The organism is Vibrio mytili (assembly GCF_000830505.1).
Taxonomy (GTDB): Bacteria; Pseudomonadota; Gammaproteobacteria; order Enterobacterales; family Vibrionaceae; genus Vibrio; species Vibrio mytili.
In genome coordinates this window covers 81,439-102,035 of sequence record NZ_JXOK01000010.1, presented here as the reverse complement: position 1 = coordinate 102,035, position 20,597 = coordinate 81,439, and the positions used below count along the sequence as shown (strand labels likewise).

General features: G+C 45.7%; 17 protein-coding genes and 1 tRNA gene. 6 read left to right on the top strand and 12 right to left on the bottom strand.

The window, feature by feature from the left end; all coding sequences use genetic code 11:
- Nucleotides 1-3: 3 nt before the first annotated feature.
- The 7 genes from SU60_RS04825 to SU60_RS21930 form a co-directional block, all read right to left on the bottom strand.
- Nucleotides 4-957, bottom strand: a complete 954-nt coding sequence (locus tag SU60_RS04825; RefSeq protein ID WP_041154578.1) for a respiratory chain complex I subunit 1 family protein — start codon at nucleotides 955-957, stop codon at nucleotides 4-6.
- Nucleotides 958-2,889: a proton-conducting transporter transmembrane domain-containing protein gene (locus SU60_RS04820; RefSeq protein ID WP_041154577.1), complete on the bottom strand. Its 1,932-nt coding sequence runs from the start codon at nucleotides 2,887-2,889 to the stop codon at nucleotides 958-960.
- Between the two features lie 2 nt (nucleotides 2,890-2,891).
- Entirely contained in the window at nucleotides 2,892-3,497 is a 606-nt protein-coding gene (locus SU60_RS04815) for a 4Fe-4S dicluster domain-containing protein (protein WP_041154576.1), read from the bottom strand.
- Between the two features lie 277 nt (nucleotides 3,498-3,774).
- Nucleotides 3,775-3,885 (bottom strand): SelB domain-containing protein, encoded by a 111-nt coding sequence (locus SU60_RS22720; RefSeq protein ID WP_342418107.1) that lies wholly within the window; start codon nucleotides 3,883-3,885, stop codon nucleotides 3,775-3,777.
- Between the two features lie 8 nt (nucleotides 3,886-3,893).
- Nucleotides 3,894-5,585 (bottom strand): selenocysteine-specific translation elongation factor, encoded by a 1,692-nt coding sequence (gene selB / locus SU60_RS04810; RefSeq protein WP_342418104.1) that lies wholly within the window; start codon nucleotides 5,583-5,585, stop codon nucleotides 3,894-3,896.
- Nucleotides 5,582-6,994 carry an L-seryl-tRNA(Sec) selenium transferase gene (gene selA, locus SU60_RS04805; RefSeq protein WP_041154575.1) on the bottom strand — a complete coding sequence of 471 codons (1,413 nt, stop codon included), beginning with the start codon at nucleotides 6,992-6,994 and terminating at the stop codon, nucleotides 5,582-5,584. Before selA ends, selB begins: the two co-directional genes overlap by 4 nt.
- 67 nt (nucleotides 6,995-7,061) lie before the next feature.
- Nucleotides 7,062-7,153 (bottom strand) — tRNA-Sec (locus SU60_RS21930).
- 367 nt (nucleotides 7,154-7,520) lie between these two features.
- Between SU60_RS21930 and ylqF the strand changes: the two genes are divergently transcribed.
- On the top strand, nucleotides 7,521-8,465 hold the full coding sequence (gene ylqF / locus SU60_RS04800; protein ID WP_041154574.1) for a ribosome biogenesis GTPase YlqF: 945 nt from the start codon (nucleotides 7,521-7,523) through the stop codon (nucleotides 8,463-8,465).
- 94 nt (nucleotides 8,466-8,559) lie between these two features.
- Here the strand turns inward: ylqF and SU60_RS04795 are convergent, their stop codons facing one another.
- Both SU60_RS04795 and SU60_RS04790 read right to left on the bottom strand, forming a co-directional pair.
- Nucleotides 8,560-10,605 carry a hybrid sensor histidine kinase/response regulator gene (locus SU60_RS04795; protein WP_041154573.1) on the bottom strand — a complete coding sequence of 682 codons (2,046 nt, stop codon included), beginning with the start codon at nucleotides 10,603-10,605 and terminating at the stop codon, nucleotides 8,560-8,562.
- A 222-nt stretch (nucleotides 10,606-10,827) separates the two neighbouring features.
- Complete coding sequence (locus tag SU60_RS04790; protein ID WP_041154572.1) at nucleotides 10,828-11,376, bottom strand: GNAT family N-acetyltransferase; 549 nt, start codon at nucleotides 11,374-11,376, stop codon at nucleotides 10,828-10,830.
- Nucleotides 11,377-11,845: 469 nt separating this feature from the next.
- Here SU60_RS04790 and dcuC point away from each other — a divergent pair, with 469 nt between their 5' ends.
- Nucleotides 11,846-13,213: an anaerobic C4-dicarboxylate transporter DcuC gene (dcuC, locus tag SU60_RS04785; RefSeq protein WP_041154571.1), complete on the top strand. Its 1,368-nt coding sequence runs from the start codon at nucleotides 11,846-11,848 to the stop codon at nucleotides 13,211-13,213.
- Between the two features lie 125 nt (nucleotides 13,214-13,338).
- Here the strand turns inward: dcuC and SU60_RS04780 are convergent, their stop codons facing one another.
- On the bottom strand, nucleotides 13,339-13,695 hold the full coding sequence (locus SU60_RS04780) for a hypothetical protein (protein WP_041154570.1): 357 nt from the start codon (nucleotides 13,693-13,695) through the stop codon (nucleotides 13,339-13,341).
- Nucleotides 13,696-14,316: 621 nt separating this feature from the next.
- On the opposite strand from SU60_RS04780, the gene SU60_RS04775 reads away from it, so the two are divergent.
- From SU60_RS04775 to SU60_RS04765, 3 genes are all read left to right on the top strand, one after another.
- Nucleotides 14,317-15,549: an L-lactate MFS transporter gene (locus SU60_RS04775; protein WP_041154569.1), complete on the top strand. Its 1,233-nt coding sequence runs from the start codon at nucleotides 14,317-14,319 to the stop codon at nucleotides 15,547-15,549.
- 143 nt (nucleotides 15,550-15,692) lie between these two features.
- Complete coding sequence (locus tag SU60_RS04770) at nucleotides 15,693-17,312, top strand: VRR-NUC domain-containing protein (RefSeq protein WP_041154568.1); 1,620 nt, start codon at nucleotides 15,693-15,695, stop codon at nucleotides 17,310-17,312.
- A 118-nt stretch (nucleotides 17,313-17,430) separates the two neighbouring features.
- Complete coding sequence (locus SU60_RS04765; protein ID WP_041154567.1) at nucleotides 17,431-18,021, top strand: AAA family ATPase; 591 nt, start codon at nucleotides 17,431-17,433, stop codon at nucleotides 18,019-18,021.
- Between the two features lie 69 nt (nucleotides 18,022-18,090).
- Here the strand turns inward: SU60_RS04765 and amrA are convergent, their stop codons facing one another.
- A complete protein-coding gene (gene amrA / locus SU60_RS04760) occupies nucleotides 18,091-18,666 on the bottom strand; it encodes an AmmeMemoRadiSam system protein A (RefSeq protein ID WP_041154566.1) in 576 nt (191 codons plus the stop codon).
- The gene (amrB, locus tag SU60_RS04755; protein WP_041154565.1) at nucleotides 18,644-19,447 is read right to left on the bottom strand and encodes an AmmeMemoRadiSam system protein B; all 804 of its coding nucleotides are present in this window, start codon (nucleotides 19,445-19,447) and stop codon (nucleotides 18,644-18,646) included. The genes amrA and amrB overlap by 23 nt, the downstream gene beginning before the upstream one ends.
- Nucleotides 19,448-19,505: 58 nt before the next feature.
- Here amrB and amrS point away from each other — a divergent pair, with 58 nt between their 5' ends.
- On the top strand, nucleotides 19,506-20,594 hold the full coding sequence (gene amrS / locus SU60_RS04750) for an AmmeMemoRadiSam system radical SAM enzyme (protein ID WP_041154564.1): 1,089 nt from the start codon (nucleotides 19,506-19,508) through the stop codon (nucleotides 20,592-20,594).
- The last annotated feature ends 3 nt before the right edge of the window (nucleotides 20,595-20,597 follow it).

Here is a 20,597-nt window from a genome sequence, read left to right as displayed (position 1 = left end):
CTGTTACCAACCAAAAATAAAAAAGACCAACGCAAGAGCGGTGCCGCCAATTACGGGGAACACAGTTCGATGCATGTTGAGAAAGCGAATTCGCGCCATGCAGTTTTCGACGATGCCAGCTAACAAGAACACGACGAACAGTTTCACCAACAGGAGCAACGCAGCGCTCCATAGCTCAGCACCACCTAGATTCGCCGCGCGACCCCAAGGAATGAAAATGGCCAAAAACAGCTGCGCCACGACCAGTTGTTTCAAGCCCAAGCCCAGCTTTACCATCGCCAGACCCGCACCGGAATATTCCGTTGCAGGACCCTCTTGCAATTCTTGTTCAGCTTCAGCGCTGTCAAACGGCAGTTTGCCCATTTCCACAAACACCGCAAACGCGCACGCAATGCCTGCAAACAAGTAAGTAACAGGACGCACCCACTCGCCGCTTTGCACGACATGGCTGATCACACCCAGGTCGGTCGATCCTGCGCCCAGTGCCATTATGAAAATCGCGAGGATAAAGATCGGTTCAATCAAAATGCCCAGCGTTAACTCTCGGCTACTGCCCATACCGGCAAACATGCTGTTAGAGTCAATGCCCGACAATGAGAAGAAAAAACGGCCAATCGCCAACAGGTAGATGTCGGTGATCAGATCGCCCGACATAGGAAATGGCGACATGCTGGTGAAGGTTGGCAGCGACATACAGATCAGTAACAAGCTAGTTAGTAGCACCCATGGCATCATCCAAAACACAAAGCTGGCGTTGGCCGGCGCCACCGATTGGCGGCGTAACAACTTACCGATATCGCGATAGTCCTGCAGAATGCCAGGACCACGGCGAGAGTGAATTCTGGCTCGAATAACACGAGAAAAACCAGTCGCCAGCGGTGCCAAACATAACATCAGCAACGCTTGGAACACTGCAAAGATCACCCAGTTCAAGCTGGGAATTTCTAGTGAATACATTTAAATAACTCCAGAAATTAACGGGAAAAAGATCGTGCAAAGTACAACAAGGCCAATCCAGAACACCATGGTTCTGCGATACACCCCACGCGAGATTTCTTCCCCCACAGTCGGTTGTGAGCGTAAGAAACGCTCCGTCAAAGTGCGGTTAGGTCGAGATTGATAGATATAGCGGAACATGTGACGCATCGGCTGAGTGATGCCACCCGCAGAGACCGTCATTTTTTGTTCGTATTGGTAACCACACGCCCAAGGGTCACCTTGTTGTCGGTTAGCTAAGCGTTCACGTTTGTGGAAAGCCAGAATCGCCGTTGGCACCAACAGCAACAGTGTCAGTGCGCACAAAATCAGCGGCGTTGATAGGAGCGCCTGCATGTTGCTGGCAGGGAACAACGACATACCTTGCGCTACAGTGACTTCGCCCGTTTGTAGTGTTGCGCTGGCAATATCAGCGATGTACGGTGCAATCCATGGTGAAGCAATGCCCAACACCACACACAGCACAGATAGGCCAATGGTCGCATTCACCATCGCGTTGCCCACTTCGGTAGCACTTTCCGCAACTTCAGATTTCGGCGCGCCACCGAAACAGATGCCGTACACTTTGACAAAACACATGCACGCCAGTGCGCCGGTCAATGCCAGCATCACTGCACCAAACGGACCAAAGATTAGATGCGCCACACTACCTGTTTGGCTGATGGAAAATAAAGATTGGTAAATAAACCATTCACTGACAAAGCCGTTTAGCGGTGGCAGCGCAGAAATCGCCATGCTACCAATTAAAAAAGTCAGCGCGGTTTTGGGCATGCGTTTCGCCAAACCGCCCATTTTTTCCATGTCTTTGGTGTGCAGGCGGTAAACTAACGATCCCGACCCCAAACATAACAAGCCTTTGAACACTGCGTGGTTGAGCAAGTGATACAGCGCGCCCAGCAAGCCCAGCACTGCTATCACCATGTGATCGGTCGCAATGCCCATCATACTCACGCCCACGCCCATCAGGATGATCCCAATATTTTCAACGGAATGGTACGCCAACAGTTGTTTAATGTTGTGTTCAGCCAGCGCAAACATCACGCCCAAAACGGAAGACAGCGCACCAAAGATCAGCACGACCAAACCCCACCACCATTGAGTGGCACCAAGGAAAACAATGGCCACTTTCAACAAACCGTAAACGCCCAGTTTCACCATTACGCATGACATCAGCGTTGCACAATGTGACGGCGCCAATGGGTACGCTTTAGGCAGCCATTCGTGGAAGAAAATGCCAGCGGATTTAATGCCAAAACCAATTAACGCCAATACAAAGGTCAACGACGCTAATTCACCTTGAGGTGGTGTGGCAATCCAATCGCTAAACATCAGGCTGTTAGCGTGGTAAGCCAAAATTGCAAAGGTAGCGACGATAAACACGTTCGCCACATGGTCCATGACCAAGTAATGTAAACCTGCTTTACGGTGTGCAGCAGTGTTTCCTTGAATCACCAAAGCAAACGAGCTGATTGAGATGATTTCAACAATAATTAAGAACGCGATCGCTTGATTGGCTGCAACTAACGCAGTCATCGCACCAGCAAATAGGTTAAATAATACTGTAATGGAACCAGCACCTTTGCCTAGGTACTCATCAAGATAATTCATCGCGTATCCCGCTGCGGCGATGGAAACAATCGCAATCACCAGCAGCAACAACGCAGATAATTTATCCAATACAAATACATCGTAAAACAAGCTAAATTCGAGCGTATGACCCATCGGATGGACGATCACAGCCACAGCAGAAATCAGACTCAATATGCCCGCAAACATACTGATCACACTGGATAAACGCAGGTTTTCCCGCTCATGATTACGAGAGAACATGGCCACAAACGCCGCAGCGATATAACCACACAGCGATAACGCGGTAAGTACAAGAGGATTCATGGTTACGACTCCATTTTGACAACAGCGGAGACACTAGAGGCCGCTTCACGTTTCGCATCACGCGCTTGCAAAGCACTCGCTTCGTCCACCAGCACGATCGCGCCTGTTGGACACACTTCTATACACGCAGGGCCTTTATCGCGGAATCCGCACAAGTCACACTTCACGGCGATGCTTTTCACGCCCGGTTCCCAAGCCAAAAGATCATGGCCAAAGTTTTTTGGATTTGAAGTACAAGGATTACTAGAACGCGGCGTCGAAGGGATAAAGGTTTCGTAGCTATTTGACATCGCAACGGGGCGACTGCCATCTAGCGCGATCGCGCCAAACGGACACGCTACAGCACATAAGGTACAACCTATGCACAATGTTTCCTGTAAGAGGATGCGATCCTCTTCTTTTTTGATCGCGTTAACCGGACAAACCGTCGCACAAGGTGCGTCTTCACAATGTCGACACATAATCGGCGCAGTCGCGTCGTTATGCTTGACTACGGTTAAACGAGGATGACTTTGCAACCCTTGTTTCTTATGCACATCTGAACATGCTGCCATGCACGTTTGACAGCCAATGCATTTTGTTGGGTCGGCAACCACAAAGCTTTTCATAGTATACCCTGGTTGTTAATAGTACCCCTATTAAGCATAAAATATGCCAGGATAAAAAATCAAATTTAAACCATTTAAAAACAACAAGTTAACTAAAAGCAAAGTCTTATATTGTTCTCTATTTAAACGCATTATTTGGTGTCGACATCTCCCTCGACACTCCCAGTCGACACTTGTGACGACACGCACATTTTTCCGTCCAAAAAAATAAAACGGCAGAGGGGTTACCTCTGCGTTTTACTGTCCATGTTAATGTTATTTTATGATACGATTTAGCTTATTCTTCGGCGGATTTTAGGATTATTCGAACCTCATCATCTCGGCGGAACCAACCATCTTTTTCCATTCGATTCACAAACGGGATGAGGTATTTACGACTCAAATTCACGCGCTGTTTTATCTCTTGCAATGTAACTCGTTCGTAGGTTGATTGTCGCCAATAGCTTGGTTAACCAGCGCACGATACACGCCCATATCGAAGTAGATTTGCTCATCAATCGCAGTAATGTATTTCTGATGAGCGAGCTGCCGAAGCCACTTTTTATCATGACCAAGCGAAACTTTATTGAGCTCCAAACCCGCTTGTCCGGCTTCACGCGTAAGACGCAAAATGGTTTGCGCCACTTCGGGTAATTCATCTTCGCTTTGCCCGCTGCCTAACTGCCACTTAGCGTAACTGTAAAAAATACGTTCTTGCTGTTTTAGCTGTTGAGTCAGCACCTGCACGATTTCTGGTTCGATTTGCAGTGAACTCGACAGTTCACCCGGCCCCATCGCACGACCTTCAGACAATAGCTGAATGACGCGCGCTTGTGCCTCAGCCAGCCATTGCGGATCAAACACATATTGGCCTTCGACCACGCCTTGCGTCGCCGATTCACCACACAATAACTCAACCGAATAGTAGCCTTGCAGCTGCAGCAGCATATCCAGTTGCGCATGCGCCGTGAGCGTCTCGGGCAAGGTAGACAACGCTTGGTAGATCGCACGTTTACGCGCTTTCGCAATAAACGATGTCCACACCACATCCGCTTGAGCCAGCAATCCATGACCGCTGCTTTGAATAATCGCCAAACGCTGACCAAAGAACATCGGACGTGGCTCACGAAACAGCAAGCGCGCCAACTGGGTGTTGGGCAAAGGAATGCACTGCGCAAGGCCATGCCAGGTGCCCACCGCTACTTCCACTTCAGTTGCACGGGATAGACTCACATCGCTATAGCGATCGTTGAGCCGTACGATGCATGAGTCAGTGAGCGTCACAGGAGCCGAAGGCGCGCACAGCAAGTCACCTCGCTGCACCTGTTTTCGGCTTAAGCCTTTGATATTGAGCGCTACTCGACAAGTCGCCGTGACGTCGTTCACTTGTTGGTGATAACACTGAATCGAACGGATAGCGCCCACCGTGCCACAACTAGGGCTCAGTAATTTATCGCCAATGCTTACGGTGCCTTGGGCCAGAGTTCCGGTCACAATCGTGCCGACGCCATTGGCCACAAAAACGCGATCCACATACAGCAGCGGCGTGGCCGCATCACCCGGCATCACATCAGACAACTCAACTCGCGCAACCATCTCCAGCAAGGTTTGGCGCAATTTATCGACGTTGTGTCCCGTTAGCGCGCTGACGCACACCACTTCGGGCACGATGCCGGTAATGTCCATGATGCTTTCTAATGCTGACTCTTCAACTTCCGCCAGCACTTGATCACTGACGAGATCGCTTTTATTGATACACACCACGATGTCTTTAACGCCCATCGCGCGCGCCAATCGCATGTGAGCAAAGGTCATTGGCATGCATCCTTCAGTGGCGGAAATCACCAACAACAGAATATTGATATGCCAAACACCGGCCACCATGTTGCGCACATAACGCTCATGCCCCGGCACGTCGATGATGCCGATGGTGCGACCTTGTTCGTCCTCGAAATGTGCAAAGCCCAAATCCTGAGTCATACCCAGTTCTTGTTCATGCGGGCGAGCGGTCATCATGCCAGTCAGCGCTTTCACTAATGTGGTTTTACCGTGATCGACGTGCCCCGCCAAGCCAATCACCGTCTGTGGTAAGGTATTAACGCCGCTCATGAAAAGTCACCACGATCTAACTGGTGAAAAAAGGTATCCAAGCGGTCGACAAACGCAGCTTGATCTTCCTCAAGTACCGTGGTGAGATTCAGCACTACTTGATTATTGTGCAGATAACCTAAAATAGCGGGCGAACCAAGACGCAAATGGTCGAGCAGCGCTTGCGGTTTAAGCGGCGTGTTGAGCACTAAGCCGCATCCAGGGTACGTTTGAGCTGGTATGGTTCCACCGCCAACTTGGGTCGACAATTCGACAAATGTCACCCAATGATGCCAACGCTGCGCAAGCCCCTCACACCATTGACGTATATTCGACAAGTTGGCAAGCGTACGCTCTGCGATGCCCTGTCCGGAGGTTTCTTGATTGAGCTTGCGAACCAACAGCTCTTCTATCAGCGACAAAATGATGCGTCCACAACGAAATGCCCGCATCATCGGGTTACGACCCAAACGTTGGATGAGTTCGTCCCTGCCTGCGATCAGACCTGCTTGTGGACCGCCCAGAATTTTGTCCCCCGAAAAACAGACCAAATCCGCACCCATGTCTAAATAGGACGCCAGTTGCGTCTCATCCGGCGCAAAGCTTTCGTTCGACATACCTGACCCCTGATCAATCACCAAACTAACATGACTTGGCAAGCGACGTTTCACCTCGCGAATGTCGGGGGATTCTGTAAATCCACCGATAAAAAAGTTCGATTGATGCACCATCAAAACCAACGCCGTATCTTCGGTAATCGCGTTAATGTAGTCATCAGCCGTGGTAACGTTCGTCGTTCCCACTTCAACCAGTTTGCAGCCCGATAACATCAGAATATCAGGGATACGAAAGCCGCCACCGATTTGAACTTGCTCACCTCTAGATACAATCACCTCTTTGCCTTTCGCTAACTCCAGTAGCACCAAATACACCGACGCGGCATTGTTATTCACTAATAGTACGTTCTCTGCACCAAGCCAACTTCTTACTAAAGTAGGCAGTAGCCCATTTCGACCACCACGCTTGCCGTTTTCCAGCGTAATTTCCAAGTTGGTGTAACCAGTATTCACATCCGAGACCGCTTCCCATACGTTGGTGTGTAACGGAGAGCGGCCCAAATTAGTGTGTAGAACAATGCCGGTGGCATTAATGACTCGATGCTGGCGTTGCAATGTCACGCGCTCACAACGCTTTATAATGCGTAGATTGACATCAATGTCCTGAGTCCCTTTTTCCTTAAAATCTTCCGAACGACGAATGCTCTCAAGCTCAGTTCGAATAATATCGGTGACAACAGGACGGCTCAGTAGACCGATAAAAGGGGCAAGAATAGAGAGTTGTAGTAGTTGTTCGACTTGAGGAAGACGGTAATTGATGCGAGGAGCACTCACCTCTGAACGCTGCGGTGGCTGGGGTGATTGTGAGTTCAAAATGATTCCTTGTTATCTTATCAATGCAACAAGGTCACTACGAAGGCGATTGATATAGTGACAAAATTGGCGGAAGAGGCAGGAATCGAACCTACCAAAGCCTGTGCGGCTCACTTTGGTTTTGAAGACCAAGAGGGCCACCAGACCCCATCTCATTCCACAACGTTGTATAACAGTAAGTACATTCTTACACCAATTTCTTGATGCAAATCACTATTTATTAAGTTAATTCAATTTTTTTTAAATCTTTCAACTATTTTTGCATTTTATGCAAACGGTTAAATAGCGATTGCCAAATGTAGAGGTCGGAAAACGGTCATCAAGAACAATGCAAGTATTTGGAGTTTCGTTCTAGGTAATCACATTTTAGTACCAACAATAAAATGTTAAGATGTCCTCACCGATGCTGCTGTGGCAACAAGTGAATAGCAAAACACTCTGGTACCCTATGATGTTATTTGAATTTTTGGTACCCCACTTGATACCCCACCAGCTTAACCATAAAAACTAAAGGCATATTTTTCAAATGGTTAATAACTCAATCCAGTGGTTTCCGGGTCACATGCATAAAGCTCGTAAAGAGATCGAAGAAGCAATTCCACAAGTGGATGTGATCATTGAAGTACTGGATGCACGTATTCCTTTCAGCAGCGAAAACCCTTTGATCTCTCAAATTCGTGGCGATAAGCCCGTCGTCAAAGTATTAAATAAGCGTGACCTAGCTGATCCCGAGTTAACGCAACTATGGATCGAGCACCTTGAACAAGAGCAGCATGTCAAAGCAATGGCAATTACGACGTCAGAGCCTCAAGAAGTGCATAAGATCATGGAACTTTGTCGTAAACTTGCGCCGCATCGCGAAGAGATCGGTAAAAATATTCGTACCATGATCATGGGCATTCCAAACGTTGGGAAATCAACCATTATCAACACGCTTGCGGGTCGCACGATAGCCGTGACCGGGAACCAACCAGCAGTCACACGTCGTCAACAACGCATCAACTTGCAAAATGGCATCGTATTGTCTGATACGCCTGGAATTTTGTGGCCAAAGGTAGAAAATCCACATAGTGGTTTCCGCCTTGCAGCCACTGGTGCCGTAAAAGATACAGCGATGGAATATGACGAAGTGGCGTTCTATACCATTGAGTATTTAGCAGCAGAATATCCAGAAAAGATCAAAGACCGTTACCAAATTGAAGAGCTGCCAGAATCAGACATTGAAATTATGGAAGAAATTGGCCGTCGTCGTGGTGCATTGCGAGCAGGTGGCCGAGTCGACCTACACAAAGTATCCGAAATTCTTTTGCACGAGCTTCGTCAAGGTACACTAGGTCAAATTACCCTTGAACGTCCGGAAATGATCACACAAGAGTTGATCGAGGTTGAAGTGGAAACTGCTCGTAAAGAAGAAGAAAAAGCCAAGCGTAAAGAAGAGCGACGTAAACGTTATTTGCGTAATAAACGTTAACCAGTCTTTTTCTCAAAGGAACGGATAAAACGGCCAAGGCGCGGCAAAAATGTTCGCGCCTTTTTAGGCCTGTTTGTTCATGATTGATATTCATTCATAACCAATTTGATATTTTGTCGTAAAGACGATTCTTATCGGCCGGCTTTACAATAAAATCAGACATCCCCGACGCATTCACTTTATCCAAAGTCGGTGAAGAGCAATCTCCCGTATGAGCGATGATGGGAACACAAGAGTATGGCTTTTCAGAGTATCTGATCTGTTTTGATGCCTCTAGTCCATCCATGACCGGCATCTCCAGATCCATGAGTATCAAGTCGACTGACTCTGATTTTAACCAGTCCAGCGCTTGTCGCCCATTTGCTTTCTGAATCACGTCAAAGCCTAATTTTTCTAACAGTATAGCGGTATATTTTCGTACAGACTCATTATCATCCACCACCATAATACGACGTTTATCTGACATTTCTGACGGTAACACCTTACCGCTATACAATGAGTAATTAGGTTTGAACAGAAGTTGATCCATTACCTTTTCTGCGTCTGATAACCAGTGACGTGTTTTTATCCATATAGGTTGAAATCCATCCCTTTGGTTACTTTGGATGGTATTCCTGTCATATAGATAGACAATTCGAGCTTCGGTAAACGAGAATAAAACCACAATTCGAGCGAGCTCGTCACCTTGATCATCCAAACCGTCAATATCGAGATAAATTAAGTCAAACTCAAACTCATGTTCTTGCTTTTTAAGAACATCACGCGCATCAATCAGAGTCAACGAGAACCCCATTGCACGGCTCATTTCAACCATTTTATCAACCAGAGAACCTTGCTTGCTAACGAGTAACACTGTTTTTAACTTCGTTAATTCCGCTTTAATGTTCGTAACAGTATTAGAGTTTATCGGTGGGAATCTAAGTGTAAATTGAGACCAGGCGCCATGCTCGGACTGACACATGATATCGCCGCCAAAAGAACGCATCACTCGTTTACAAAATGGTAAACCGAGCCCATGTCGACCACGCTTTCCGGTAGTATAAAAGTCTTGAAAGACCTTTTCGATAACATCAGGACATATTCCCGACCCATTATCTGAGACAACAATTTGATTCACAAAATCATCGCTGTAGAGCGTTACTTGGATATGTAGTCCATCCGCTCGGCAATGTTGATAAGCGTTCTTAAACAAATTGTATAATGCATATTTAAGTAGCGTAGCACTACCTAAGAACTCAAAATCACGACGGACGTCCAGTGATATCACCTCTCGGTCTGTATGCCGATTGGCGCAAAAACTTGTAATTGCGTCTTCCACCACAAATTGAGCAGAGTGCCTTTTGAACGTAGAGCGAGATACGCGGTTTTCATCAATGGACGTCAAAAGTAGATCAATGGTCTCATTTCCTGAATGGATGAGCTTCATCGCGTCTTCACTCACTTCACGCAGTAAATTAATGTCGTCAACCGACATCATCACCGACGCTTTACTCGCGTTTTTTGTTGTCGGCAGCACGGATTGGATCACATCGATGGACGTACATAACGCACTGAGTGGATTGCGCATTTCATGTGCGATTCCTGCACCAAACGACTTTGCCAATGACACTTTGGCTTCATGCTCTATCTGGTTTCTAAAATAAAACAAATTGCCGAATATATAGATAAACACAAAAATGGGGATATGCGCCCATTCTATCGTTATGTCGAGTTTAAACCCGTTCGCTAACCATGCAAATAACGTCGCCAACGACAATCCTATGATGGTCTGGGCAAACATCACCCTAGTCACATGCGTCAATAATATCTGGAGAAAAATGGCGCTCATGAACGACATGACCCAAACGTTCGACCAATCATTCATTAGCAGCATATAAAAGAAGAAACAAGGCAAACACAAAGTAACGGTTACTAAATAGTAGATGTGCGCATACCGACGCAACCAGGTAGGAAACCGATTCCTGAAGATAATTCCAGCAAACAGCATTGAGCATAATAACCGTAATGGCAGGTTCTCGTAGCTTTGGGGGAATAAAAATTCCCATACCCAGTAGTAAAAGGGAAAACCGACCAACCCCATCCAGCCGACAATCGTTAGATTTGGCTCTGCATGTTGGTAGACTTTGCGTATCGCATCCATAAAAACTTACCACTTACTCCATGCCATCATATGAATTGATGAGCAACGGCTTATCATATTAACCTTATTGTTTGGGGTGGATTATATACCCAAATAACGTGAAGATGCAGAGTTGACAATTAAGGGCTTCATTACCCTTGTTTAAAACCTAAGATCTCTAAAAACCGAAAAGAGTAGCTAACGCTACTCTTTGTGAATGGTGAAAGTGCAATTAATCGTATACTACGAATAAATCACATGCTCTTCGATACCACTGACCAGTGATTCTGCATTTGGCCATAGGAACACTTTTTCCATGACCTCTGAACCGCCAGGAGCATGCCAAATTCGTTCTTGGCATTCCTGACCTCCTATATGTCTATAGAATTCAATAGCAGATGTGTTTTGTGAAACGACTTCAAGATACAACCCAGTATCTTTAAAATAATGTTGTACCCACTCAGCAACCGCAAGTAGCAGTTGTTTGCCAGTGCCACGTCCGCGATAGCTTTCGTCGACATGAAGCGACTCAATGAATGTACCACGCTCGAAATCGTGATTACCAAACACACACACGAAGCCAATCAGCAACCCACCCTCTTCGGCAAGCACGATATGTTGATTGAAAGGAGGGTTTGTGAGTCGAGTTTGCCAAATTAGTTGCTTGTCGTCAGCGGCCTGCTGATCTAGATACTCGTCGCTAAGAATTCCCCGATAATCTCGCTTCCAATTATCAGAGTGCAACTGCGCGATGCGCTCGTAGTCCTTATATTCTGCTAGTCGTAAATCCATTACGCATTCCTATTTAGTTATATCTTCTGCTTCTCTACACAGCATTGGCACTTTAAACCATATGTTCTGTAAATTTATGGCTAATTTTCCATTTTTAACGCCAAAGCCATGGTTTAATACTACCGATTATTTAATTAAAAGCAAAACCTCCGAATGATATTCCGATAGAAGTCAACAATACGTAAAGACAAAACCAAAATGACTTCAAGATTCTAAAATGAGTACTTTTCTACACCATTATCCAATCGTTACATAATACGAAACCAGACCAAATTTTCAGCATATAAAACCCGAGCGCAAACGATTGGCAAGATAAAAAGTCACCATTAAGGCCATTATTAAAAGTTATAATTTGTTTTAGATCATGCTAGTGCCAGATTGGTCTCGTGCCACAAGAAAGAATTCTGTACATTCCGTGTCATAATCTGAAACAGTTTTTTTCTTTTCTTTCATAACATCTGGAGACTTTATGTTAGAGCTATTAATTGGCTTGGTGGTAACCATCGCGGTTGGCTACTTCATTGTCAAAGGTTACAAGGCAGCAGGCGTTCTGCTAACTGCTGGTATTTCCTTATTACTACTAACTGGCGTTTTGGGCCATCAAGTTTTACCTGAACAGATCACCTCAACAGGCAGTATGGTGACGGATTCACTAGAATACGTGAAGTACATGCTTCAGTATCGCGGTGGTGGCTTAGGTATGCAAATCATGCTGCTATGTGGCTTTGCATCTTACATGACACACATCGGTGCAAATAACGTTGTCGTAAAACAGTTCTCAAAACCACTTTCTGTGATCAAGTCTCCCTACGTTTTACTAGTAGCTGCCTATATTGTTGCATGTTTGATGTCTCTAGCAGTAAGTTCAGCAACTGGTTTGGGTGTACTGTTAATGGCCACTCTATTCCCTATGATGGTAGCCATGGGTATTTCTCGTCCAGCAGCCGCAGCCGTGTGTGCATCACCTGCAGCAATCATTCTATCTCCTACGTCGGGAGATGTTGTTATTGCGGCAGAAAAGTCAGGTCTTGCTCTGGATGTTTTTGCTGTACAAACCGTACTTCCTGTTTCAATTAGCGCAATTATCGTCATGGCGGCAGCGGCTTTCTTCTGGAACAAATACCTAGATAAGAAACAAAATACGCCAATGGAAAAAATCGACGTTTCAGATATTGAAGCCGACGCACCCGCTTTCTACGCCGTGCTACCATTTTTGCCAATCTTCGGTGTTTTCTTATTCAATGGCCGTACGATTCCTGGTATCACGCTAGATATTTACACTATCGTTGTGCTTTCTATCTTTATTGGTGCGTTGATTCACTATGTCGTGAATAAATTTGATGGTAAGAAGTCACTAGAAGACTTGGATGCATGTTATGTGGGTATGGCAGATGCGTTTAAAGGCGTGGTTATGCTATTGGTCGCAGCTGGTGTATTTGCTCAAGGTCTTATGTCTATCGGCGCGATCGATAACCTACTTCATCTTGCAGACCAAGCGGGTGCCGGCGGTGTAGCACTAATGTTGCTGTTGACAGGTTTGACAGTTGCTGCAGCTATCGCAACAGGTTCTGGTAACGCGCCTTTCTATGCATTCGTAGAACTCGCTCCATCGCTAGCAGCGAAAATGGGGCTAAACCCTGCGTTCCTGATTATCCCAATGCTACAAGCATCTAACTTAGGTCGTACAATCTCTCCTGTATCTGGCGTTATCGTGGCAACATCCGGTATGGCAAACATCAGTCCTTTCGAAGTGGTTAAACGTACTTCGGTTCCTGTGATTGCAGGTTTGATTACTGTTATCTTCGGCACAATGGTACTGGTACCAATGACGCTATAAATTACGATTTTAAAGTCGCAATAAAAAGGCCGATAAGTGAAAACTCATCGGCCTTTTTTGAATCCTGTCTCGTCCTGAAATGTGTTTACACATTTACTTGGCAGTACCAAAACACTATAGATTATTTATGCTGTTTTCATACATTTAGGTACTGGAGTTATGCTTTGACGGTAACTGAACCACAAGTAAGTGACCGCCAGAGAGAAAAAGAAGTACGATAAGGCAAACACAATCGGAGACGTAATCACTTCAGCAGACATCCCCCACATCACGCCAGCAACGGTAATGCCCAACTTGGATAACATACCGCAGATCAGTAAAAGCAGCGCTAGCTGAGGAAAACGCGAGCTACGGAAAGCAAAAAAGTAGCAACTTCCCACCGCCAAAGACGCCACAGATAAACCGAGCATAAAGGAATGGAAATGATCGGCAGATGCAACACCCGCAGATACAGAAGCCATGAGCAATAAGAACATTTTCATAAGTCACCTCACAACAAATTTAAAAAAGCATCCCTTCATAAATGAAAACTCATTTTCCACTCCATTCTCGCTATCTAATGTCCAATTTCAAGTGCATTTTTTGCTCATTTTGTAACCAAAATCGACATTCCTTTTCTGTAATTACAACTAGTTAACATCTCAAATTCAAGAACTCCTTTGCATCCAGTAGTTAGCGTTCAGATAGGCCACTTCCATAAATCTATTTACAGATAGTTAACACAAAAAATAGCGTGATTATTTTTACTTAAAGTGTGAATTGGACACGCCCCCGCCAGTAGTGGATTGCAGTTGAGGTTGCTAAAGCTATAAACAAAGTTGCTATAGAAAAGCCTTATTCATTAAACAGTGAATGCCCTATCAGAAACACTTACGTTTACATCTTCAATTATTTTTTAAAATCGCAGCCAAAAAGAGATTCCAATCACATCTTTATCGGTTATAATCCGCGCCCATTGCGTTATATGTTGAAAAACGCAAACTAATTTTTAATAAATGAGTCTTTAAATAAACTTCCTTTTTGATAAGGCGTCCCAACTTTTGCGGCACTTTTTGCGAAGAAGGCACACTTATCCTTATCGAAAGCGACAATTGAGAATAGAAATGAGCAAGATTGATAAAGCAATGCGCATCCTGATTGCAGGGTTCTGCATCAACCTCTGCCTAGGCATCCTATACGCTTGGAGTGTGTTCAATAAAGCCTTGGTCACAGAATCCGGATGGAGCGCAGCAGAAGCCTCTGCCCCTTACGCAACAGCAACAATCACCTTTTCTATTTGCCTTCTTGTTGCTGGTATTCTCCAAGATCGAATGGGACCTCGATTAATTCTCATCTTGGGCACGGTATTAACTGGTCTGGGGATGATCGCTTCTAGCTTTGTGAGCACGCCTATGATGCTCAACGTGACGTTTGGCGTCATCACAGGTGCGGGCATTGGCTTCGGTTACGCTTGTCTATCTCCTTCCGCAATGAAATGGTTCCACTCCTCTAAGAAAGGCATGGTCAATGGCATTATTGCCGCAGGCTTTGGCTTGGCGGCTATTTATCTTGCTCCTGTCACAGCGTCTTTAATTGACAGTATGGGTATACAAACCAGCTTCTTAGTTCTTGGTGTTGGTATTTTGGCAATTGCGGTACCTCTGGCTGCAACCATCAATAACCCACCTGCTGACTACACTCCAGCAGCGCCAAAATTAAAACCTGGCCAAGAACCGCAAGCCGTTAAAAGCAGCGAAGATTTGAGCTGGAAAGCCATGCTAAAAACGCCTCAGTTTTACTCGCTTTGGATCATGTACGCGTTTGCAGCGTCGGTTGGCCTAATGATCATCGGTAACATCACGACCATAGCAAGCGTGCAAGCGAATCTGCCAAACGCGGTCTACCTCGCCTCTATTTTAGCCGTATTCAATTCGGGCGGTCGTGTGGCTGCGGGTATACTTGCCGACAAGATTGGCGGTGTGCGGACGTTGTTGCTGGCATTTGTTCTGCAAGGAATCAACATGGTTCTGTTCGCAACCTTTGACTCAGAGTTTACGCTGATCATCGGTACCGCGATCGCAGCGGTCGGATACGGTACCCTGCTTGCCGTCTTCCCGACACTGACTGCGGAGTTTTACGGACTGAAAAACTACGGCACAAACTATGGTGTACTTTACACAGCATGGGGAATTGGTGGTGCGATTGGCGCTGCTGTTGTTGGCTTCTCCATGACTAACGGAAATGCGTACAGTCTCGCCTATACTATTTCAGCAGCAATGATGGCCGTTTGTATTGTACTCGCGCTGATCACCAAACCACTTTCAGACGCAAAAGTCGCTGAATTGAAAAACGCCTAAGCGTATTAAGTTAGTCTGCGTACGTATTGAGTTGACGTGAGTACGGATTGAACGTAAGTATTAGTCAGTAAGCACGTTGATTTGTTGAAGAAAAAGCTTACCCTAACAAGGATAAGCTTTTTTAATTTTTGACGTATCAGATTATGGAACAAACCATCGACCTCGCTCCGGATTATTATCTGGATAACTTTTTCAAACTCATCCACCACGCAACAACGTGGTATAGTGATTTACTCTCTGAAGAAGAACATCAATGGCTTTCCGAGTTTCGTCAGCTAGACAAGAAGTCGCAGTGCTTGTTGGTGCGCTTATTCAGTCGGAAAGGACGCTGGTTCCGTAGTGATAAGCTCAACTATCCGGAAATCCCTTCTATTACAAGCGCACTCTCTACACTCAATACGTCTGGGTTTATTGAGCTCAACCCCACTATGACTCACCAAGAGTTAGCGGCACAATTGCTCACGAAACCCGAAATCTTAACTCTCTTTCCTGAACAGCAAAAATCTTTAAAAAAAAATGACTTAGTAGAACGCTTACCAAATACTGAGTTCGAACAGTACGCGGTACTTCAATTCGACATCGTCAAGCTAAATTCAGCACACATGATTGATGTATTGTTGACCCTGTTTTTTGCCAATACACACCAAGATCTCAGTCAGTTCGTCCTTGATGATCTCGGTTTACATCAGTTCGAGACATACCAACTTAGCAAAGAATGTCGGTTCTTTGAATCTCGTTCTCAAGTCGATCTCCTCATTGAATTGAGCCAGATATCCGCTTTGTATTGGCAGTTCGATAGAAAAGAAAAAGCAAATCTCGATCTCCTTATCGCAGCCCTACCCGCGGCAACAGACCATGATTATGTCAATCGCAAACGTGAGCACATCATCAACGATATCGCTCGAGACTATGAACGTATCAATGAACTCAGTATTGCACTCACCCTTTTTGAACAAACCAAGCTAGCACCTAGCAGAGAACGTCGAGCGCGCATTTACGACAAGCTCGAACAAAACGATTTCTTTAGTGACACTGTCACCGAAATACTCACCACGCCATTGAATATTTCTGAGTTTGAAGTCGGACAGAAACTAGAACAACGCGTTAAACGTAAGCTAGGGGAAAAAGTCCCCAGAATACCCAAGCCAAAATGCAATGAGTATCACCTTGAACTGGATTTATCCCACCAGCGGGTCGAACTCGCTACCAAAACGTACTTTGAGCGCCTTGGGTGGACAGTATTCTACGCAGAAAATACATTACTCAACGCACTATTAGGGCTGACGATATGGGATGCTATTTTTGCCCCTATTGAAGGCGCCTTCATTAATGCTTATCAGCACCGCCCTCTAGATTTGTACCACTCGGATTTCGTAGATAAACGCAAGACATTGATTGATGAAGCAATGCAGCAATTGGTTCATGACCACACCACTCTACTCACTCGATATGACGACAAATACGGTATCAGTAATCCCTTAGTTCAATGGTCCTATGTGAGTAAAGAATTAGTGAGCATGTCACTCACGACTATTCCAATCTCACTGTTACTGTCACTGTTCAAAGTACAGTTGAGCGACCTAAAGTTGTATCGTAATGGAATGCCAGATCTGATTATGTTTAAAGATGAGCAATTTGAGTGGATTGAAGTGAAAGGGCCCGGCGATAAACTCCAAGACAATCAGTGGCGTTGGATAAAAGAATTTCATCGCTTAAACGTGCCCTTTTCTGTGTGTTATATCAATCACAAGGCATCGCGCTAGCTGGTTAGGAGTAAACCAGAAAAGTACGCAAATCATGTTACTGATCAATTGGGTATGCCAACATTCTCTTCTGCTTTGACTAAACTTTATGTATCAAACCATATAGTGGAGTCTACCCATGGCGCAAAGACAGTTGCAAGTTGTGGTGACAGGTGGTCCGGGTGGAGGAAAAACCACCGCATTGGATTTATTTCGTCGAGAGCTCAAAGACCAAATCGTCGTCGTTCCCGAAGCTGCGACTTTGCTGTTCTCTGGTGGTGTCATGAGGTCAGGTACCGAGCCAGCGACAAAAATGGTGCAAAAAACCATTTTCCAGCTACAAAAAAATTTAGAAGACATTCATAGAATTCAATATCCCGATCGGTTACTGGTGTGTGACCGAGGTTCGTTAGACGGTCTCGCATACTGGCCTAACTCAGAAGAAGACTTTTTCGAACAAGTCAATTCAACCTTCGAAACCGAAATGTCACGCTATGATGCCGTGATATTTTTTGAAACGGCAGCGTCTTCTGGGCAAGACATCAGCAGTAATAACCCAACTAGAAACGAGACGTTAGCACAGGCAGCGGATCTGGATAAAAAACTGCAAAAAATATGGTCAAGACATCCTCATTTTTACTTTGTTGGCAGTTCTGAGTCGTTTGTAAGAAAGATAATGTTTGGAATTATGACATTGGAAAACGTCATAAACCGTTACCCTGTTCCTTAAGGGCAGTGGTTTTTCGTCATGAAGCGTAATGTTAATCCTGAGCAGTATTATTAATCCCGAGCAGTATTGCTAATCACGGATAACCTCGGTCGTGAAGGTGTAAAGCTTGATATGGTTATGCCAATACGATTGCGGCCATCCACCCTTTTGCTTTAATGCAGTTACAAATTGCTCTGCTGTCGGCAATACTTCCCAAACCGAAGGCAAAAACACGGCATGGTGAAACTCGTCCTCGAGCAAAAGTCCATCTTTACTTGGACGAAGCTTCGCCAATAACGCGGGTTCACCCTCATTTTTCATCGGGATAAGATCAGACAGTATAGAAATATCCAAGCTCAAACCAGCACGATCCTCCGCAGAGAGGGGTAAAAAGCGCCGATCCCGAAATCCACTCGAGTAAGTGTTATGACATACGTTTAACCACAAAGGTTCGGTTGCCTCCAGGGATCCAATACAGCCCCGAAGTTGCCCATTTTGGTGTAATGTCACAAAGCACGCGGCAGGAACGAGTAACTGTGGCTCTGTGGGCTCTGGCGGCAACTGGAGCCCATGGCCTTGCAGCGCGTTATCCAGCACTCGCCAAGCCATTTCTAACAATGAGCGACGAGCTTGTTCATTTAACTTAATACAAGACAAAACTGGCATACCCAACCACTTGATCTAACGGTGAAGGCGCACGATTTTCATGGTGAGCCATCACGTCCCCGGAATTCGTGTACTCTACACAATCAATCAGCCACTGTTGCGTCTTAGCGTAGTCAAGCAGCCCATTAATCGCATGGCAACCACATGCTTGATTTGGGTGAATATGGCTATCAAACGCTAAAGCATGTTTGATGGTGTCCGCGTCAATATTGTTTGCCTCTTTATATGGGTGGTAATGGCTAAGGTCGCTGCTAACCACAATCAACGTGTCGGGATCTTGAACGATGGTTGCGAATATTTGGCTCACGTTACCGGGCTGAACTTGCCCGACTACGATCGGCAACAATGTGAAATCATCTAGGCAATATTGCAAAAAGGGGAGCTGAACTTCTAATGAGTGCTCCCAATGGTGCGCCCGATCCGACTCGATGACTAAGCCGAGTGACACCAGAGCATCCACACTCTGACGATCAATAGCAACCTCTCCCATCGGGGTAACAAACACATCGCTAGTTGGAACGGCACAACCATTAAGAGCAACACAATGGCTTGGACCGAGCAACACGACGTGTGAACACCGATGCTGGCTATGGCTTAGTATCCGATATGCCTTGGCTGCTACTTCTCCAGAATAAAAATAGCCTGCGTGAGGCACAATCAGTGCCTTTGGTGTCACAGAGAAAAGAGATTGCTGAGAAAAATAGCTGGCCAGTTGGCTTCTAAGCTCATTATCTGTTGCGGGATAAAATTTTCCAGCCACCGCGGGTTCTCGATATTTCATAACACACCTACAGTACCAACTATACTTTCAGTGTAGGTCATTCGAGGACGAATTCACTATGCGAACTACACCTCCGGATTATTTTCCAACTCAGTACTGGCACGCTCTTGCAGACGGCCGTGTTTGCTGCGATGTATGCCCACGCAAATGCACTCTTCGAGAAGGCAAGCGTGGAGCGTGTTTTGTTCGCATGCATAAGGAAGGAGAGATTGTACTCACCAGCTACGGTCGGTCGTCGGGTTTTTGTATTGATCCAATAGAAAAGAAGCCTCTCAACCATTTTTTCCCTGGCTCCAGTGTACTGAGCTTTGGTACCGCAGGGTGCAATCTAAGCTGCCAATTCTGCCAGAACTGGGATATCAGTAAATCTCGTGAGTTTGATACCTTATGTGACACAGCCATGCCAGAAGAATTAGCGAATACAGCACTCAAATATGGCTGTAAAAGTTTGGCCTTTACCTACAACGACCCCGTTGTATTTATGGAGTACGCTGTCGATACAGCAGTCGCGGCCCATGCACTGGGGTTAAAGAGCGTTGCAGTGAGTGCTGGTTATATATGTGATGAGCCAAGAGAAGCATTCTACCGACATATGGATGCGGCAAACATCGACTTAAAAGGGTTTACTGAGCACTTCTACCACAAAATTTGCCATGGTCACTTACAACCCGTGCTTGATACCTTACTGTACGTGAAGCATGAAACGGATGTTTGGTTGGAGCTCACCACGCTGCTCATTCCCGGTGAAAACGACAGTGATGAAGAGCTCAACGCCATGTGTCAGTGGGTATTTGACAACTTAGGACCCGATGTTCCTATGCATTTCAGCGCCTTTCACCCTGACTTCAAAATGCTTAATAAAGAAAGAACACCGTTAAGCACATTGCATCGAGCACGCCACATAGCATGCTCGCACGGCATACATTTTGTGTACTGTGGTAATGTTCATGATCCTGATTCTGACGCCACATACTGCCCAAATTGCGGTAGCCAAGTTATTGAGAGAGACTGGTATCAGCTTGGTGAGTATGCCCTGAATGAAGCCGGACAGTGCATACATTGTGGCCATAAAATTCCGGGACGATTCGCTAGCTCAAAAGAAAACTTTGGCGCTCGACGGATTCCCGTGTCGATACATCGTAGCTAACCA

Coding starts and splice junctions, on each gene's coding strand:
- SU60_RS04825 (WP_041154578.1), bottom strand. CDS start 957: ATGTATTCACTAGAAATTCCCAGCTTGAACTGGGTGATCTTTGCAGTG.
- SU60_RS04820 (WP_041154577.1), bottom strand. CDS start 2,889: ATGAATCCTCTTGTACTTACCGCGTTATCGCTGTGTGGTTATATCGCT.
- SU60_RS04815 (WP_041154576.1), bottom strand. CDS start 3,497: ATGAAAAGCTTTGTGGTTGCCGACCCAACAAAATGCATTGGCTGTCAA.
- selB (WP_342418104.1), bottom strand. CDS start 5,585: ATGAGCGGCGTTAATACCTTACCACAGACGGTGATTGGCTTGGCGGGG.
- ylqF (WP_041154574.1), top strand. CDS start 7,521: ATGGTTAATAACTCAATCCAGTGGTTTCCGGGTCACATGCATAAAGCT.
- SU60_RS04795 (WP_041154573.1), bottom strand. CDS start 10,605: ATGGATGCGATACGCAAAGTCTACCAACATGCAGAGCCAAATCTAACG.
- SU60_RS04790 (WP_041154572.1), bottom strand. CDS start 11,376: ATGGATTTACGACTAGCAGAATATAAGGACTACGAGCGCATCGCGCAG.
- dcuC (WP_041154571.1), top strand. CDS start 11,846: ATGTTAGAGCTATTAATTGGCTTGGTGGTAACCATCGCGGTTGGCTAC.
- SU60_RS04780 (WP_041154570.1), bottom strand. CDS start 13,695: ATGAAAATGTTCTTATTGCTCATGGCTTCTGTATCTGCGGGTGTTGCA.
- SU60_RS04775 (WP_041154569.1), top strand. CDS start 14,317: ATGAGCAAGATTGATAAAGCAATGCGCATCCTGATTGCAGGGTTCTGC.
- SU60_RS04770 (WP_041154568.1), top strand. CDS start 15,693: ATGGAACAAACCATCGACCTCGCTCCGGATTATTATCTGGATAACTTT.
- SU60_RS04765 (WP_041154567.1), top strand. CDS start 17,431: ATGGCGCAAAGACAGTTGCAAGTTGTGGTGACAGGTGGTCCGGGTGGA.
- amrA (WP_041154566.1), bottom strand. CDS start 18,666: ATGCCAGTTTTGTCTTGTATTAAGTTAAATGAACAAGCTCGTCGCTCA.
- amrB (WP_041154565.1), bottom strand. CDS start 19,447: ATGAAATATCGAGAACCCGCGGTGGCTGGAAAATTTTATCCCGCAACA.
- amrS (WP_041154564.1), top strand. CDS start 19,506: ATGCGAACTACACCTCCGGATTATTTTCCAACTCAGTACTGGCACGCT.